Source organism: Erwinia sp. B116, from assembly GCF_002865965.1.
Lineage (GTDB): Bacteria > Pseudomonadota > Gammaproteobacteria > Enterobacterales > Enterobacteriaceae > Erwinia.
The window spans coordinates 34924-51983 of the sequence record NZ_JRZZ01000020.1 but is presented as its reverse complement, the minus strand read 5'-3'; the positions used below and the strand labels follow the sequence as shown (position 1 = coordinate 51983).

At 57.9% G+C, this 17060-nt stretch carries 20 protein-coding genes and 1 other annotated feature; of the genes, 10 read left to right on the top strand and 10 right to left on the bottom strand.

Going from position 1 to position 17060, the window contains the following annotated elements:
• Window positions 1–53: 53 nt before the first annotated feature.
• Window positions 54–179, bottom strand: a sequence feature (Phe leader region).
• Window positions 180–344: 165 nt separating this feature from the next.
• The 6 genes from rplT to NV64_RS14425 all read right to left on the bottom strand — a co-directional run bounded on the left by rplT (window position 345) and on the right by NV64_RS14425 (window position 4857).
• Window positions 345–701: a 50S ribosomal protein L20 gene (gene rplT / locus NV64_RS14445; RefSeq protein ID WP_004157375.1), complete on the bottom strand. Its 357-nt coding sequence runs from the start codon at window positions 699–701 to the stop codon at window positions 345–347.
• A 41-nt stretch (window positions 702–742) separates the two neighbouring features.
• Window positions 743–940, bottom strand: coding sequence for a 50S ribosomal protein L35 (rpmI, locus tag NV64_RS14440; RefSeq protein WP_004157374.1), 198 nt, complete (start codon window positions 938–940; stop codon window positions 743–745).
• Window positions 941–1034: 94 nt separating this feature from the next.
• Window positions 1035–1586 (bottom strand): translation initiation factor IF-3, encoded by a 552-nt coding sequence (gene infC, locus NV64_RS14435; RefSeq protein ID WP_072166329.1) that lies wholly within the window; start codon window positions 1584–1586, stop codon window positions 1035–1037.
• Window positions 1587–1589: 3 nt separating this feature from the next.
• Complete coding sequence (thrS, locus tag NV64_RS14430) at window positions 1590–3518, bottom strand: threonine--tRNA ligase (RefSeq protein WP_056234576.1); 1929 nt, start codon at window positions 3516–3518, stop codon at window positions 1590–1592.
• A gap of 302 nt (window positions 3519–3820) precedes the next feature.
• Window positions 3821–3955: a hypothetical protein gene (locus NV64_RS24375; RefSeq protein WP_255354425.1), complete on the bottom strand. Its 135-nt coding sequence runs from the start codon at window positions 3953–3955 to the stop codon at window positions 3821–3823.
• A 146-nt stretch (window positions 3956–4101) separates the two neighbouring features.
• Window positions 4102–4857, bottom strand: a complete 756-nt coding sequence (locus tag NV64_RS14425; RefSeq protein ID WP_056234573.1) for a YdiY family protein — start codon at window positions 4855–4857, stop codon at window positions 4102–4104.
• 337 nt (window positions 4858–5194) lie between these two features.
• Here NV64_RS14425 and ghoS point away from each other — a divergent pair, with 337 nt between their 5' ends.
• Complete coding sequence (gene ghoS, locus NV64_RS14420) at window positions 5195–5488, top strand: type V toxin-antitoxin system endoribonuclease antitoxin GhoS (protein ID WP_101506175.1); 294 nt, start codon at window positions 5195–5197, stop codon at window positions 5486–5488.
• Window positions 5489–5587: 99 nt separating this feature from the next.
• Window positions 5588–6487, top strand: a complete 900-nt coding sequence (locus NV64_RS14415) for a fructosamine kinase family protein (protein ID WP_101506174.1) — start codon at window positions 5588–5590, stop codon at window positions 6485–6487.
• A 20-nt stretch (window positions 6488–6507) separates the two neighbouring features.
• On the opposite strand, the gene NV64_RS14410 is transcribed toward NV64_RS14415, so the two are convergent.
• Entirely contained in the window at window positions 6508–7047 is a 540-nt protein-coding gene (locus NV64_RS14410) for a YniB family protein (RefSeq protein ID WP_101506173.1), read from the bottom strand.
• A gap of 170 nt (window positions 7048–7217) precedes the next feature.
• On the opposite strand from NV64_RS14410, the gene hxpB reads away from it, so the two are divergent.
• The 4 genes from hxpB (at window position 7218) to NV64_RS14390 (ending at window position 10835) form a co-directional block, all read left to right on the top strand.
• A complete protein-coding gene (hxpB, locus tag NV64_RS14405) occupies window positions 7218–7886 on the top strand; it encodes a hexitol phosphatase HxpB (protein ID WP_101506172.1) in 669 nt (222 codons plus the stop codon).
• A gap of 202 nt (window positions 7887–8088) precedes the next feature.
• A complete protein-coding gene (locus NV64_RS14400) occupies window positions 8089–8679 on the top strand; it encodes a metal-dependent hydrolase (protein ID WP_056234559.1) in 591 nt (196 codons plus the stop codon).
• Window positions 8680–8838: 159 nt separating this feature from the next.
• Window positions 8839–10236 carry an L-cystine transporter gene (locus NV64_RS14395; RefSeq protein ID WP_101506171.1) on the top strand — a complete coding sequence of 466 codons (1398 nt, stop codon included), beginning with the start codon at window positions 8839–8841 and terminating at the stop codon, window positions 10234–10236.
• 197 nt (window positions 10237–10433) lie between these two features.
• A complete protein-coding gene (locus NV64_RS14390) occupies window positions 10434–10835 on the top strand; it encodes a DUF6515 family protein (RefSeq protein WP_101506170.1) in 402 nt (133 codons plus the stop codon).
• Window positions 10836–10933: 98 nt separating this feature from the next.
• Here NV64_RS14390 and osmE read toward each other — a convergent pair whose 3' ends face one another.
• Window positions 10934–11269 (bottom strand): osmotically-inducible lipoprotein OsmE, encoded by a 336-nt coding sequence (osmE, locus tag NV64_RS14385; RefSeq protein WP_056234550.1) that lies wholly within the window; start codon window positions 11267–11269, stop codon window positions 10934–10936.
• 190 nt (window positions 11270–11459) lie between these two features.
• On the opposite strand from osmE, the gene NV64_RS14380 reads away from it, so the two are divergent.
• The 4 genes from NV64_RS14380 to cho all read left to right on the top strand — a co-directional run bounded on the left by NV64_RS14380 (window position 11460) and on the right by cho (window position 15340).
• Complete coding sequence (locus NV64_RS14380; RefSeq protein ID WP_056234546.1) at window positions 11460–12044, top strand: TetR/AcrR family transcriptional regulator; 585 nt, start codon at window positions 11460–11462, stop codon at window positions 12042–12044.
• Window positions 12041–13231, top strand: a complete 1191-nt coding sequence (locus NV64_RS14375) for a multidrug effflux MFS transporter (RefSeq protein ID WP_101506169.1) — start codon at window positions 12041–12043, stop codon at window positions 13229–13231. The genes NV64_RS14380 and NV64_RS14375 overlap by 4 nt, the downstream gene beginning before the upstream one ends.
• Window positions 13232–13355: 124 nt before the next feature.
• Window positions 13356–14183: an ammonia-dependent NAD(+) synthetase gene (gene nadE / locus NV64_RS14370; RefSeq protein WP_056234539.1), complete on the top strand. Its 828-nt coding sequence runs from the start codon at window positions 13356–13358 to the stop codon at window positions 14181–14183.
• A gap of 293 nt (window positions 14184–14476) precedes the next feature.
• Window positions 14477–15340, top strand: coding sequence for an excinuclease Cho (gene cho, locus NV64_RS14365; protein ID WP_056234536.1), 864 nt, complete (start codon window positions 14477–14479; stop codon window positions 15338–15340).
• 124 nt (window positions 15341–15464) lie between these two features.
• On the opposite strand, the gene spy is transcribed toward cho, so the two are convergent.
• Together spy and astE are read right to left on the bottom strand one after the other, a co-directional pair.
• A complete protein-coding gene (gene spy / locus NV64_RS14360; RefSeq protein ID WP_056234534.1) occupies window positions 15465–15950 on the bottom strand; it encodes an ATP-independent periplasmic protein-refolding chaperone Spy in 486 nt (161 codons plus the stop codon).
• Between the two features lie 302 nt (window positions 15951–16252).
• Window positions 16253–17060: succinylglutamate desuccinylase (astE, locus tag NV64_RS14355; protein WP_101506188.1), on the bottom strand; the 808-nt coding region annotated here is incomplete at its 5' end.

Genomic DNA, 17060 nt, shown 5'->3' with positions numbered 1-17060 from the left:
TCTGTTTTTGGTCAGGACGGGAGATCCCGTTCGTCCGGTAATCGGGTGTAAAAACGAAAAAAGCCTCCACATGGGAGGCTTTCAGCGCGAATTTTCGTTTCTTTTCTCTGCGCAAAAGCCCCCGACATTCAGGTGCTAAAGTAAAAAAAGAAACGGAAGTTCGCATTTATCATGGTAATACCCGGTGGCACAATCAACCGCTCTATTGAAAGGTTATATGGAATAAAAGTCAATCATTTGCTGCGGTTAGGAGCAATAAAAAAGGGGGGCAAGCCCCCCTTTCTTCCCTTCATCTTCCGTCAGCCTGCTTGCGCTTCGCGACGAAATATTTCAGGGAGTCTGACTTACGCCAGAGCTGATTTCGCTTTTTCTACCAGAGCAGCAAATACCGCTTTGTCGAATACTGCGATGTCAGCCAGAATCTTACGGTCGATCTCAATAGAAGCCTTTTTCAGGCCATTGATGAAGCGGCTGTAAGAGATACCGTTAGTGCGGGCTGCGGCGTTGATACGCGCGATCCACAGCTGACGGAACTGACGCTTACGCTGACGACGGTCACGGTAAGCATACTGACCAGCTTTGATAACAGCCTGGAAAGCAACGCGGTATACACGTGAACGTGCACCGTAGTAGCCTTTAGCTTGTTTTAAGATTTTTTTGTGACGTGCGCGAGCAACTACACCACGTTTTACACGAGCCATTACGCTCTCCTGTTAATATTCTGAATGAATTAAAAAATTACTTATGCGTACGGCAGGCAGGCGATAACCAGACCCAGATCGCCTTTAGACACCATGCCTTTCGGACGCAGGTGACGTTTACGCTTAGTAGATTTTTTAGTCAGAATATGACGCAGGTTAGCGTGTTTACGCTTGAAGCCGCCAGAAGCGGTCTTCTTGAAGCGCTTGGCCGCGCCACGTACAGTTTTAATCTTTGGCATTTAAAAAATATCCACTTCGCATTGTTAATAAAATGAATCAGACAGGCGAATCACGCCGCGCGCCTTTCAGCACGCGGCACGACTACTTGAGGGCCTACTGTTTCTTCTTGGGAGCGAGCACCATAATCATCTGACGGCCTTCGATCTTCGTAGGGAAGGACTCGACAATCGCCAGATCAATATCTTCACACAGGTCTTTACGGACGCGGTTAAGCACTTCCATACCGATCTGCTGGTGCGCCATCTCACGACCGCGGAAACGCAGCGTGATTTTGGCTTTATCGCCATCTTCCAGAAAGCGAATCAGGTTGCGTAGTTTGACCTGATAGTCGCCATCATCGGTTCCAGGACGGAATTTGATTTCCTTAACCTGGATAACTTTTTGCTTCTTCTTCTGTTCCTTAGAAGATTTGCTTTTTTCGTAAAGGAACTTGCCGTAGTCCATGATACGACATACGGGCGGCTCGGCGTTAGGGCTGATCTCGACCAGATCAACACCTGCTTCTTCAGCTTTTTCTAAAGCTTCATTCAGACTGACAATACCAATCTGTTCGCCATCGACGCCTGTCAGACGAACCTCAGTGGCGCGAATTTCTCTGTTAATGCGATTAGGACGCGCCGGTTGAACTCGTTTTCCGCCTTTAATACTTTATTCCTCCAATTGATGAAGATTGCGACTGCGAATTTCATTCTGCAGCTTCGCGATCACTTCGTTAACGTCCATGCTGCCCAGGTCTTTACCGCGGCGGGTGCGAACGGCCACTTTGCCAGCTTCCACCTCTTTATCGCCACAGACCAACATATAAGGCACACGACGCAACGTATGTTCACGGATTTTAAAGCCAATCTTCTCGTTTCTCAAGTCTGCTTTTACGCGAATGCCCGCATTTTGCAGTTTTCGTGTCAGTTCTGCAACATATTCAGACTGACTATCGGTAATATTCATTACCACTACCTGTACAGGAGCCAGCCAGGTCGGGAAGAAACCGGCAAATTCTTCGGTTAAAATCCCGATGAAGCGCTCCATTGACCCCAGAATCGCACGGTGAATCATCACCGGCACCTGACGGTCATTATTTTCGCCAATGTATGACGCGCTCAGGCGGCCCGGCAGCGAGAAGTCCAGCTGAACGGTACCACACTGCCATGCGCGGTCGAGGCAGTCATACAGGGTAAATTCAATTTTCGGACCGTAGAACGCGCCCTCACCCGGCTGATAGTCAAACGGAATACCGTTCTCTTTCAGCGCAGCGGCCAGGTCAGCCTCGGAGCGATCCCACAGTTCATCAGCGCCGATGCGCTTTTCCGGACGCGTGGAGAGTTTCACCACGATCTTTTCAAAGCCAAAGGTGCTGTAGACGTCGTAAACCATCTTGATGCAGCTGTTTACTTCGTCGCGCACCTGCTCTTCGGTACAGAAGATATGCGCGTCGTCCTGAGTGAAGCCACGCACGCGCATCAGGCCGTGCAGGGCACCCGAGGGTTCGTTACGGTGGCAGCTGCCGAACTCTGCCATACGCAGCGGCAGGTCGCGGTACGATTTCAGGCCCTGGTTGAAGATCTGCACGTGACCCGGGCAGTTCATCGGCTTGATGCAGTACTCGCGGTTTTCAGACGAGGTGGTGAACATCGCCTCTTTGTAGTTTTCCCAGTGGCCGGTTTTTTCCCACAGCACGCGATCCATCATAAACGGACCCTTCACTTCCTGGTACTCGTACTCTTTCAGCTTGGTACGGACAAACACTTCCAGCTCGCGGAAGATGGTCCAGCCGTCATTATGCCAGAAAACCATGCCCGGCGCTTCTTCCTGCATGTGGTACAGGTCAAGCTGCTTACCGATTTTACGGTGGTCGCGTTTCGCGGCCTCTTCCAGGCGCTGCAGATAGGCTGCCAGCTGCTTCTTATCGCCCCACGCGGTACCGTAGATACGCTGCAACATTTTATTGTTGCTGTCGCCACGCCAGTAAGCGCCAGAAATCTTCTGCAGCTTGAAGTGGTGGCAGAAACGCATATTTGGCACGTGCGGGCCGCGGCACATGTCCACGTACTCTTCATGATGATACAGGCCCGGACGATCGTCACGGCTGATGTTCTCATCCAGAATAGTGATTTTGTACTCTTCACCGCGTGCGGCAAAGGCGTCACGCGCTTCCTGCCAGCTCACTTTCTTCTTGATGACGTCGTAGTTGGTCTCGGCCAGCTGGTGCATACGCTTTTCCAGCTGCTCAATATCTTCCTGCGTCAGGGTGCGATCGATATCCACATCGTAGTAGAAACCGTTGTCGATCACCGGGCCGATAGCCATTTTGGTATCGGGCCACAGCTGCTTGATCGCGTGCCCTAACAGGTGGGCACAGGAGTGACGGATGATTTCCAGGCCGGCATCATCTTTTGCGGTGATGATGGCAACATGGGCATCTTCGGTAATCGGGTCAACCGCATCCACCAGCTCGCCGTTAACGCGGCCGGCAATACAGGCTTTCGCCAGACCTGGCCCGATATCCTGGGCAATCTCCATCACGCTTACGGCGTGATCAAACGAACGCTGGCTTCCATCAGGAAGAGTAATAACTGGCATGTAACATCCTTAATTGCAGTGGTAACCCATACGCGAGGCTACTTACATAATCGAGTTTTCTTTTAGTATCAGACATCTAGCCCTGTGAATTAGCTCACAATTGCTAATCCGGTACGCAGCCTGGTACACAGATTCAAAAGCGGGAAAGGGCCGAACTTTTGAAGAGGAAGTATCTTACACTTCATAAGGATAAATTGCACGGTCAGCGCCGCGAATGGCACAAGCGGAGGATGAATCAACGCGGAAGGCACGGCGATTTTAGGAAGATCCTCCACCCGGTTAAAGGCGTGGAGGTGGACAGACTAACGGTCCTGATACGGGTCTTTTTTGTCATCCTCGCTGTCGTCGCGGGTGCGCGGAATTTCGCCGTGATCCTGCGGGTCGTCCTTCGCCGGATGATGGTCTTCGCGCTTCTCTTTTGACGGATGTTGGGACATAGCAGCCTCCTCTGACGTTAGTCAGTAAAGCGTAGTCGATTGCGTAAAAGCTGCAGCAAGGCGGTGAAACGCTCGTGCGAAGGTAGACGGAGGGTAAAGGCAGCACAGCCAGTGCAAAACGGGCCGGAAATCCGGCCCGTCTGAGATTACATCGCGTACGACAGCGTCACGGTGGTTTTGGTATCCGTTCTGTCCGGCGCGGAGGCTGGCGGATTCTGGTTCCAGGTGACGTTGTAAGCCACTTTCAGCGCAAAGTGCTCATTGATACCGACCTGCAGGCCGGTTTCGGAGTTGACGGTGGTATCGTCGCTGCCCAGCACGGAGACACCCTGAATGAACCGGGTGTTATCGGTCAGCTGCCACTGGTAGCTCAGCGCACCGTAGGCCAGCGCCTGAGTCTCATGGCCACCTTCGTGGTACTCGTCATAACGCACGCCAGGACCGGCTTCCACACGCAGTGAATGCACCGGGCCGTTCAGCAGCTGGCGACCGTAACCGGCGGCCAGAATAGAACGACCATCGTAGCCGTTGAAGCGGTCGCTCAGCCAGCTGGCCTGACCAAACAGGTAGTCAGCGGTGTTCATGTTGTAACGGGTACGCGCGCCAACCTGATAGGTTTCGGAGGCGCGTTCGTCGTTTGAGGAGGTGTTGCTGGCGTTGCCCCACAGGCTGTAGGCGGTGCTCGGCTGATACCACGTCATGTTGGTGTTAGCGGTCACCGAGGAGCTGGTGGTATTACCGGTCTGCGCCAGGTAGCCGGCGGCGGCGTTACCTTCGAAATCTTTCTTCGCCGTGCTTGGGTCATCCATAACCGTAAAGACGTTATTGTCCGCCAGCGCCTGTTGACACAGCACGCCACCGGAGAGCAGCAGAACTACAGACAGTTTATTGATCGCTTTCATTAAATGTGACCCGTACGACAGTGTTTTAAAAGAGAGTGAGTCTGAAGTTTTTTGAAGGACGATCAACGCAATTTACGGTAAGTTTCGTAACAATATGTTAAATCGCTCTTTTTACTAAGCATCTTCACTGAATAACCTGAGGAATGAGAGCATTCCAATTTACGGCGCGCATTATAGAGGGTAATGACCAGGAAAACACCTGCCGGCTGATAAGAATTATCTGCTCTCATCACGCCCCCCTTTCCCTTCGCAACTTGCTGCAAAAAACGCCAAATTTCTGCGCAGGGTGCCCGCATGGTCTATGCTGGAAACATCTTTATTAACAATGAGGTGAATCATGAGCCAGGAGAACATTCAGCAGTACGTCGTTACCTTGCGCTATCAGGAGCGTGGCCTTGCCGACCTGCTGGAGCTGAACAGCACGCTGCTCGCTGCCGGTTTTACCACCACCCTGAACGATGCGCAGGGTCACCCGCATGAGCTGGGCAGCAACAACTTTGGCCTGATTACCGCTCTGCCGTCAGAAGAGGTGCAGCAGCTGGCGCGCGGGCTTGGCGAACGTGTGCTGGAGAGCGCGCCCGACGTGGACGTGCAGCTGTGGCAGGATTTTTACCGGCAGGATCGCGGCTGATATTTTGCAACGAGTTGTGCGGGTCGTGCATAAGTTCTGGTTTTGGTTATTCTTTAAGCGTTAGGATGGTGCAATCTCACGAATCATAAGGAGTGCCCTATGTGGTCAGCCATCGATCGTCTGTTGAGTGAGCAGTTTGGTCAGGCGGAAATCAGCGCCCGCCGCGAACTCCCGGGAGGAGAAGTCCATTCGGCCTGGCAACTGCGATATGGAGAGCGCGAGGTGTTCGTGAAGTGCAACCAGCGCGAGATGCTGGACCTCTTCACCTGGGAGGCCGATCAGCTGCAGCTGCTGGCGCGCACCGGCACCGTGCGCGTGCCGGAAGTGTACGGCGTCGGCAGCTCGCGGGACCACAGTTTCCTGCTGCTGGAGTTCATTGCTCCCACCCCACTTAACGCAGAAAACGCCTGGCAGCTTGGTGCGCAGCTGGCCCGCCTTCATCAGTGGAGCGAGCAGCCGCAGTTTGGCCTCGACTTCGATAACAACATCACGACCTCCCCGCAGCCTAACAGCTGGCTGAAGCGCTGGTCGGTATTCTTTGCCGAACAGCGTATCGGCTGGCAGCTGCAGCTGGCCGCGGAAAAAGGCATTCAGTATGGTAATTCAGAGCTGATTGTCAGCTGCGCGCAGGCGGCGCTCAGCAACCACCATCCTGAACCCTCGCTGCTGCACGGTGATCTGTGGCCAGCCAACTGCAGCGGCAGCGCTGAAGGTCCCTGGCTGTTTGACCCTGCCTGCTACTGGGGAGATCGTGAATGTGACCTGGCAATGTTGTCCTGGTTCAGCGACCTGCCGGCGCAGATTGCAGAAGGCTATGACTCGGTGTGGCCGTTACCCGCGGACTACCGGAAGCGGCAGCCGATCTATCAGCTTTATTACCTGCTTAACCGCGCTAACGTGTTCGGCGGCAGCTGGATGAGTGAAGCGCAACAGGCCGTCGGCGCGCTGCTGGATGCGGATGAAGGGGGGAAACAGCAACGCCATGCGCCCTCTGCATGAGGGCTGACATGGCGCAGTGGCTACCAGATAAAGCCTAACAGCTTAAACAGGAAGTAGCCGGCAACGGCGATAACCAGCGGCAGGATATAGAGCGGGAAGAACTGCAGGAAGATGGTGTGGCGCGGCACGACAATCTTCTCTTCCAGCTGCTGGCGGCTCTGACCATCGGCACCGCGCGCTTTTTCCAGAATCATTTGATCTTCAAGCCCTTCACGCAGATAGCGTGCCTGACGGCCCATCCGGGCCCCTGAGGCCTGCAGCGCCAGCCCGACAAAAATCAGCCAGTAAATCACCCAGAACAGCACGTTCAATCCGGAGTTGAAGTCCGGCACCGGCGAATTATCCCAGAAACCCTGCAGAAAGCCGGTGTTGAAGCGAATCATATCGATCATCACGTGCGCAAAATCCTGCATCACCGCGTTGATCCCTTCCCGTTGTTCACGGCTTTTTTCCATAAACCCCAGCAGTGAAATCACCGTTGATATCAGTGCCGGGATAAAAATGATCCAGCCTGCGATGCGCTTTAACAGCGCAACCCTGCCAGCCTGTTGATAGGTCATGCTTTCTCCAGTCGGTCCGTTGTCTGGCAGTAAGTCTACCTGCACTGGCAGAAAAGTGCCCGCTAAAAGCCTGTTTTTACGCGGCACCCGCGTCGGGAGCCGCCGCCAGTGCATTTTTTCAACGCCCGCTTCGTGCTAAGGTGACGCAAACCGTTAAATGGAGCCGTAAAATGTCACATCGTCGCCCGGTACAGGCCGCAATTTTTGATATGGATGGGTTACTGATCGATTCCGAGCCGTTCTGGCACCAGTCCGAGCTGGAAATTTTCAGCGAACTGGGGCTGTCACTGACGGAAGCCGAGGGTATGCCCGATACCCTTGGCCTGCGCATCGATCAGGTGGTCAGCCTGTGGTACGACGCGATGCCGTGGAGCGGCCCGTCCCAGGCCGAGGTGGCCGAACGGATTATCGCCCGCGTGATTGCCCGGGTAGAAGAAACCCGCCCCTTGCTGCCCGGCGTGCGAGAGGCGCTGGAGCTTTGCAAACGCGAAGGCCTGAAAATCGGCCTCGCCTCTGCATCCCCGCTGTATATGCTTGAGCGGATGATGGCGCTGTTTGACCTGCGCGGCTACTTTGACGTACTGGCCTCCGCCGGTGAACTGCCGTACAGCAAGCCGCATCCGCAGGTCTACCTGGACGCCGCACGCGGGCTGGGGATCGATCCGCTCAACTGCGTGACGCTGGAAGATTCCTTTAACGGCATGATCGCGACCAAAGCGGCGCGGATGCGCTCCATCGTGGTGCCGGCGGCGGAGAACCGTCAGGATGCGCGCTGGGCGCTGGCCGACGTGCAGCTGGGTTCGCTGGCCGAGCTGACCGCCGCGCACCTGAAAGGCTAAGCGTCAGCCGCTGCGACCGCATCACGCTGGCATTATCTGGCCACTACCCCCGGTGGTGGCCAGGATCATCGCTGTCACTCCAGTGCAAATCTAAGAAACATCTCCTTAAAATATTTGCTCTTCGTTACAGCGTCACATATTTATTCTACTGTATATATTCCCTATACTGGATACATCGACAGCTATGTAGCCAGGGATCCCCATGACGGCCGAAGGCCATCTTATTTTTGCCATTGCCAGCGCCATCTTTGCCAAGCGCGCTGAACTGACGCCGGTGCTGGCCAGCGCCGACTGGTGGCATATTATTCCGGCGGCGCTGCTCACCTGCCTGCTGCCGGATATCGACCATCCGAAGTCACTGCTCGGGCAGCGGCTGGCCTGGCTGTCGAAACCGATCGCCCGCGCGTTTGGCCACCGCGGCTTTACCCACAGCCTGCTGGCGGTGGCCGGTGGCGTGATGCTGCTGCAGACGCCGCTGCCGGCAGGCTGGCTGATCCCTGCCGATGCCTTTCAGGGGCTGGTGCTGGGCTACCTCAGCCATATCGTGGCGGATATGCTGACCCCGGCCGGCGTACCGCTGCTGTGGCCCTGCCGCTGGCGCTTTCGCCTGCCGATCCTGCGCAGCCAGAAAGGCAACCAGCTGGAGCGGGTACTGTGCCTGGCGCTGGTCGGCTACGCGATGTGGTTTCCACCGGGGGTTGCGCCTTTTGGTCAGAATGGCTGGGCCAGCGGCATGGTCAGCAGCGTGCAGAACAGCGTCAGCAGCCTGATTAATCACCAGAAAGCGCAATAATTCGGCGATTAAATACAAAAAGTTATAATCAATTCCTTTTGGATATAAGCCATGCGCTAACAAGCTGATACCATCCCGCCCCTGTACGACTTGCTGCGCGGCACAAATCAACTGCCGCCAGCCGTGACCTGCTTTGCACACCCTTCTGGAGAACCGGAAATGAATTTTCCTCTGATCGTTAACCTCGTCGCCTTTATCGCGCTGCTGCTGCTGGTCGGCAAAGCCGGCCGTAAGGGCTGGAGCCTGTCGAAGAAAGTGCTGTTTGGCCTTGTGGTCGGCGTACTGTTCGGCCTCGCCCTGCACACCGTCTATGGCGAAGGCAGCGACGTGATTAAACAGTCCGTCAGCTGGTTTAACCTGGTCGGTAACGGCTACGTCCAGCTGCTGCAGATGATCGTGATGCCGCTGGTGTTCGCCTCGATTCTCAGCGCCGTCGCCCGCCTGCATAACGCCTCTTCACTGGGTAAAATCAGCGTGCTGACCATCGGCGTGCTGCTGTTCACTACCGCAATCTCTGCCGCTGTCGGCGTGTTTGTCACCTGGCTGTTTGGCCTCAACGCCAGCGGGCTGGTGCAGGGCGTGCAGGAGACCGCACGTCTCACCGCGATCCAGACTAACTACGCCGGCAAAGTGGCCGACCTCAGCGCGCCGCAGCTGCTGCTCTCCTTTATTCCAAAGAATCCGTTTGCCGATCTGACCGGAGCCAACCCCACTTCAATCATCAGCGTGGTGATTTTCGCCGCCTTCCTCGGCGTGGCTGCCCTGCAGCTGCTGAAGGATGACGCAGAGAAAGGCCAGCGGGTGCTGAAAGCCATCGATACCCTGCAGTCGTGGGTGATGAAGCTGGTACGCCTGATTATGAAGCTGACGCCGTACGGCGTGATGGCGCTGATGACCAAAGTGGTCGCCAGCTCTAACCTCAGCGACATCATCAAGCTCGGCAGCTTTGTACTGGCCTCCTACCTCGGCCTGGCGATTATGTTTGCCGTGCACGCGCTGCTGCTGTCGGTTAACGGCGTCAACCCGCTGCGCTTCTTCCGTAAAGTGTGGCCGGTGATCACCTTCGCCTTTACCAGCCGCTCCAGCGCCGCCACCATCCCGCTGAGCGTGGAAGCGCAGACGCGTCGTCTGGGCGTGCCCGAGTCGATCGCCAGCTTTGCCGCCTCATTTGGTGCCACCATCGGCCAGAACGGCTGTGCCGGCCTCTATCCAACCATGCTGGCGGTAATGGTCGCCCCGACCGTCGGCATCAACCCGTTTGACCCGCTGTGGATCGCCACCCTGATCGGCATTGTCACCCTCAGCTCGGCCGGCGTGGCTGGCGTGGGCGGCGGTGCCACCTTCGCCGCACTGATCGTGCTGCCGGCGATGGGCCTGCCGGTCACCCTGGTGGCGCTGCTGATCTCCATCGAACCGCTGATCGATATGGGCCGTACCGCGCTGAACGTCAACGGCTCGATGACCGCCGGTACCCTGACCAGCCAGTGGCTGAAGCAGACCGATAAGCAGATCCTGCTGACCGATGCCGATAACGAAGCCGAACTGGCGCAGCGTTAATCGCCTTATCCGCACAGCATTATCCTCCAGCCCGGATCGCCATCCGGGCTTTTTTATATCTTAATTTCGCCCAATCGTGGCGGTCAGGTAAAGGAATCGTTAAGCGCTGTAAGCAGCAGATAATGCGGTAAGGTTAGCGCTTGTGTTTTGGCCGGCAAGCGCCGATGCTGGCGACAGTTGCAACAGGAGAACCCCCTATGAAAAAGGTGATGACTACGCTACTCGCCTTCACGCTGCTGGCCCCGACGCTCGCCACTGCCCACCCCGGCGGCTGGGGACCCGGACCGGGCTGGCACGACGGCGGCCATGGCGGGCCGGAATGGCGCCACGGCGGCCCGGGACGGCTCTCATTTCTGCCGGATGCCGCTGCGGCGGTGCTGATCGGCGGCCTGACCTATTACGTGCTGAACGGCACATATTATCAGCGTGAGCGTGATAACAGCTACGTGGTGGTTGACCGACCGGTTGAACGTTACAGGGGCGGCAGCATGCACGCGCTGGACTACAACGGCGAACGCTTCTACGTCGAAGATGGCCACTACTACCGGCGCAATATCGACGGCCAGTATCTGGAAGTGCCGCGCCCGCCGGGTTTATAATTCACAGGCATAAAAAAATGGCCGCTGAACTTACAGCGGCCATTTTTATGCTCTGACGGCGGCACGGCGCGGATTCAGCGACGTACCGACGAGTGCGGTTACTGATTGGTCTGCGGGTCGGTATCGTACTCTTTACAGCTCTGGAAGCCGTAGTTCATCACCCGACCGGTGTCGTTGTAGCTGACAAAGTAGGTCTGGGTTTTGCCATCGCGCTCTTTCAGCACGTAGGTCTGGCAGGTGCCGCGGGCGTGAACCATGGTTATCTCGGTGGCCGGAGGCCCGGCGAGGTCACGCACCTGCGCACGCGTCATGCCCTTTTTAACGTCCTGCACCACCGGCTTGGTGACATAGCTTTCGGCGCGGTCGTAGGCAGTACAGCCCGATAAAATTGCCAGAGTGACTGCGGCACCGATCAATCCCGTCATTTTACGCATTTGTTATTCCTCATTTTTATCCATGTCCCACTAATCCTGGAATACAAATTCAGATTAATCAAATCTGTTACAGAAAATGATATCGCACGCGCGGCACGATGTTTATAATAAAAAAATGAGAACGATCGTTCGCATCATGCTGGCCGCTGCGGCCTCAGCGTGGGCGGCCCCCAGCAGGAGCGCATTACCGATGGTTACCCCCGCTGAAGCACGCGATGAACGCCATCGCCTGCGCAAAGACGAAATCATTACCGCCGCCCGCCGCTGCTTCCGCCAGCACGGCTTTCACGCCGCCAGCATGGCCCAGCTGGCAACGGAGGCGCGGCTCAGCGTCGGCCAGATCTATCGCTACTTCACCAGTAAAGACGCAATCATCGCCGAGATGATTACGCGGATTATCGACTTCCGCCTGCAGGAGATGAAGAGCACCAGCGACAGCAGCCACCTGTGCGAGCTGCTGGCCTGGCGGCAGGTGCTTAACGAAGACGATGAGGCGCTGATGTTCGAGGTCGCCGCTGAAAGCACCCGCAACCCGGCGGTGGCGCAGATGATGGCCGACGCCGACGCCCGCCTGTTCAGCCACGCCTGCCAGAAAGTGCAGCAGCAGCACCCGCACCTCAGCGATGAACGTGCGCGCGCCTGCGTCGAGCTGCTGGCGGTGATGGTGGAAGGCACCTCGTGGCGGCGGCTGATGCCGCAGAAGGCATCACCGGAACAGCTCTACCCGCTCTACCAACAGTTTTATCACCTGCTATTTGATTCCGAGGCATCATGACATCTGCACACCCTAACCGTATGGGTTACGCCATTACGCTTGGCCTGCTGGCAGCCCTTGGCCCGCTCTGCATTGACCTGTACCTGCCCGCCCTGCCTTCCCTGGCCAGCGACCTGCAGACCTCCACCGCCAGCGCCCAGCTGAGCCTGACCGCCGGGCTGCTGGGCCTTGGCGTAGGTCAGCTGTTTTTCGGCCCGCTGAGCGACAAATACGGACGCCTGCGCCCGCTGCTGCTGTCGCTGGTACTGCTGCTGATCGCATCGATTGGCTGTGCGCTGGCACAGGATATTAACCAGCTGCTGCTGGCACGCCTGTTTGAAGGGCTGTCGGGTGCCGGCGGAGCCGTACTGTCGCGCGCCATCGCCCGCGACATGTACAGCGGCCACGATCTGACCCGCTTCTTTGCGCTGCTGATGCTGGTCAACGGCCTGGCTCCGATCGCCGCCCCGGTGATGGGTGGCGCGCTGATGGCCTTCCTCGACTGGCGCGGCCTGTTTATGACCATCGGCGCGATTGCGGTGCTGCTGTTTATCCTCGCCCGCGTCAAGCTGCATGAGACGCTACCCGTCGAGCGGCGCAGCCAGGGCAGCATCTTCTCGGCGTGGGCCGCGCTCGGCCAGGTGGTTAGCTGTCGGCCGTTTATGGGCTTCTGCCTGACCCAGGGCTTTATGATGGCGGGGATGTTTGCCTACATCGGCGCGTCACCCTTCGTGCTGCAGGAGATCTACCAGCTGACTCCGCAGCAGTTCAGCTTCTGCTTCGCCGCCAACGGCATCGGCCTGATTATCGCCTCGCAGACCGCTGCCCGCCTCAGCCGCCATTTTGGTGAGTACAGGGTGCTGAAAGCCGGCCTGACGCTGGCGTTTGTCGCCTCTGCCAGCCTGCTGCTGGCCGGCATCAGCGGCGCGGCGCTGCCGGTAGTGCTGATCGCGCTGTTCTGCAGCGTGGCCAGCAACGGCGTCATTTCGGTAACCGCCTCGTCGCTGGCGATGCAGAGCCAGGGCCACCGGGCAGGCAGCGCCTCGGCGGTGCTGGGCGTCACCATGTTCACCCTCGGCGGCATCAGCGTGCCGGTCACCGGCATTGGCGGCACCTCGGTGATGACCATGACCGCCACCATCTTCGGCTGCTACACGCTGGCGATCCTGATGTTCACCCTGCTGGCGCAAAAGCCCAGGTCCGCCTGATTTTTCAGCAACCGACGCGAGACATAAGGGATTGATGATTGTTGTTTCGCGTCATGCGCGTTAGCTTAATCAGACGCAACTGCTTACCGCCACCGCCGGTGGCGCTGAATCTGAGGAGTATCAGATGTCTCTGCAACAGGAAATTATCACCGCGCTCGGCGTTAAACCGGCCATCGACGTTGACGCCGAAATCCGCACCAGCGTCGATTTTCTTAAGGCTTACCTGAAAAGATACCCGTTCCTGAGGTCGCTGGTGCTGGGCATCAGCGGCGGGCAGGATTCGACCCTGACCGGTAAGCTGTGCCAGACGGCAATTACCGAACTGCGCGCAGAGAGCGGCAACGGCGACTATCAGTTTATCGCCGTGCGCCTGCCGTTTGGCGTGCAGGCCGACGAGCAGGACTGCCAGGACGCCATCGCCTTTATCCAGCCCGATCGCGTGCTGACGGTCAATATTAAGGCGGCGGTGCAGGCCAGTGAGCAGGCGCTGCGCGAGGCGGGCATCGTCCTGTCCGATTTTGTGCGCGGCAACGAGAAAGCCCGTGAACGGATGAAAACCCAGTACAGCATCGCCGGCATGACGGCGGGCGTGGTGGTCGGCACCGATCACGCGGCGGAGGCGGTCACCGGCTTCTTCACCAAGTACGGCGACGGCGGCACCGATATCAACCCGATTTTCCGCCTCAACAAGGGCCAGGGTAAACAGCTGCTGCAGGCGCTGGGCTGCCCGGAGCACCTGTACCTGAAACAGCCGACCGCCGATCTGGAAGACGATCGTCCGGGGCTGCAGGATGAAGTGGCGCTCGGCGTCACCTACCAGCAGATTGACCGCTATCTGCAGGGTGAAAGCATCGAGCCGGACGCCGCGAAGACCATCGAAGGCTGGTATCTGAAAACCGAGCATAAGCGCCGCACGCCGATCACGGTATTTGACGATTTCTGGAAACAGTAACACGTTGTGCAGGGCGGAAATTTCTGCCCTGCGTACTTCTCTCAGCCAGATTACCCATTCGCCTCCTCCATGCCGCTCCTGTGTCCGGCGTTGCATCACGCTATCTCTTCCCCAGCCTGTGTCACCCGTCATCTGTCATCTGTCATCTGTCATCTGTCATCAGCATTCGCAATCCGCAATCCGCAATCCGCAATCCATTACGATCGTCGATGCCCGCTTCGCCACCCGGCATAGCCTGCCACCGCGCATTTTTGCTGCTATACTGTACAGGCAAACAGTAATCGGAGTGATGTGTGAGTAGAAGAGCCACAAGCCCCCGCCTGGCGTTCGAGGCAGCGGCCATTTATCAGTATCCTGAGCACCTGCGGCCGTGGCTGGAAGACCTGCCCACCCTGCCCGGCGTCTATATCTTCCACGGTGAAAGTGAAACCCTGCCGCTGTATATCGGTAAGAGCGTCAATATCCGCAGCCGGGTGCTGTCGCACCTGCGTACCCCGGACGAAGCGCGCATGCTGCGGCAGGCGCTGCGCATCAGCTGGATCCCCACCGCCGGGGAGCTGGGCGCGCTGCTGCTCGAGGCGCAGATGATCAAGCTGCAGCAGCCGCTGTTTAACAAACGCCTGCGCAAAAACCGCCAGCTCTGCTCGCTGCGGCTGGATGACCAGCGCCCGCAGGTGGTGTCGGCACGCGAGGTCGATTTCTCGCACACCCCCAATCTGTTCGGCCTGTTTGCCAGCCGGCGGGCGGCGCTGGAGGCACTGCAGAAGATCGCCGACCAGCACCAGCTCTGCTATGGCCTGCTCGGGCTGGAGTCGGTGACCGCCGGGCGCGGCTGCTTCCGCGCGGCGCTGAAGCGCTGTGCCGGTGCCTGCTGCGGCAAAGAGAGCGTGGAGGCCCACCAGCAGCGGCTGCGTGTCGCGCTTGACGCGCTGCGCGTGCAGTGCTGGCCGTGGCCGGGGGCGGTGGGCGTGGTGGAAGAGCGGCCGGGTCAGAAGCAGATCCACGTCATTAACAACTGGCTCTACCTCGGTTCGGTCAGCGAGCTGGCGGACGCCACGGCGCTGACCAGCACGCCGCCGGGCTTTGACAGCGACGGCTATAAAATCCTCTGCAAGCCGTTAATCAGCGGCAGGCTGCCGGTTATCCCCCTCGGGTAAACGTTAAAAAAAACCGCCGGGGCTGACCACCGTCCTCGGACGGGTGGGCAACACCGGCGGTTTCAATTAATGCCGCGCGAGGCTAAGGCTTCAGCGCGGCACCGGACTGCTTACGGCGCGAAGTTTAGTCTTCGGCTGGCAGCATTTTACCTTCATGACGCGGCTTTTCAGTCAGACGTTTCTCAAAATTCTGGTTGAACTGTTTTTTCTGATCGGCGGTCAGCACGTTATACAGCTTGTTTTCGGTTTCCAGACGCGCCAGCGCCATCGCTTTGCCGTTGACCGTCATTTTCTCCGCCTGGGCTTCCGCTTTAGCCTTATCGAAGCTGTCCGCCGCGACGATGCTGTGCAGCGCACGGCGCTCCTCCAGCGAAGGACGTTTAAAATCTTTGTGCGCCGTTTTCAGAATGTCACGCATCTGCTGTTTCTGCGCGTCGGTCAGGTTGAGGCCTTTAAACTGATGCAGGCCGTCCGGACGCGGCGGCTTATGGTTCATCGGTTTTTCAGCCCCGGCCGGCGGCGGCGTCAGGTTGTCTGCGGCGGCATGAACAATATTGGCCGCGCCCAGAGCCAGTGAAGCAGCAACGAAGAGAGAAGTTAATTTACGCATATTATTTATCCTTACTTTTCAGTTCTCTGGCGACCGTATTGTCGCGATGTCGAAAGCAAGTTTACGGTGCTGAACGTCAATCAGTCAGAGGGTAGGTAAAGCCCTGCAAGCATAAAAGACAACTTCACGCCGATCGTGGAGAGATTACGAAGATTAATGATAAGAATTGAAAAAGAGTATGAATCAGTGGCGGGTTTGTGCAGAAATTAAGGAGGAGTGTAATAGGTCCGTAAGTCCGACGGAAGAAAAAAGTGATGGTTTTTCCTTAGTCGGACTTAACGTGCCCTGGGTAACCGCACCGGCTAAAGCGGGTCCGGCGGATAATCACTCTCCTCCACCAGCATCAGCCCGGCCCGCTGGCCGATGGCTACCGCCGGATTAGGGAACAGCACCCTCTCACGCGGCTGCTCCACCACCCAGCGCTGCTCTCCCGCTTCGGCCAGCAGCGTACCCTGCCCGAAGGCGGTAAAGTTCAGCGTCTCCGGTCCCATATGCAGGGTAAACGCCTCTGACGCCCGGGTGATCTGCTGCACCACGCGATAGCGTACCGGCGTGGCCTCCGCCAGCGGCCAGGCTTCACCCGACAGCAGCGCGCTCAGCGCGGCGTCCGCGGCGTTGAACTGCGCCAGGTCGTTGGCACCAAACGGCAGCGCCTTACCCAGCTCCAGCGTACAGCTGGCCGCCTGAAAATGTTCACCGGTGAAGTGGGTAAAAGTGCCACCCGGCGCGCGGTGGAACACCAGCGCCTCCAGCCCGGCGGCGGCCAGCCAGCACAGAAAATCCGCAGGCCAGGGGCCAACGCGCTGCGGCATCACGCCAAAACGCGGGTGCAAAGACCCGCGAATGGCGGTATGCATATCCAGGTGCCAGCGCGTCCCGGCTGACTCACCCGCCTGCCAGAACTGTTCAACCGCCTGCTCAAGGCGCAGCGCACGCCGCGCCTCGGTGCAGTCGGCCACCTTCTGCCAGCGGCCGCCGAACAGCCGGTTCATATCGACATCAAGATAGCGCCTGTTTTGCCGCAGCGCGTGCGGGTTGCCGTAAATCACCAGCAGCCGCACCGCCAGCGGCCGTTCGCCGCTCAGCAGGCGGTTAAGCAACCGATCGACA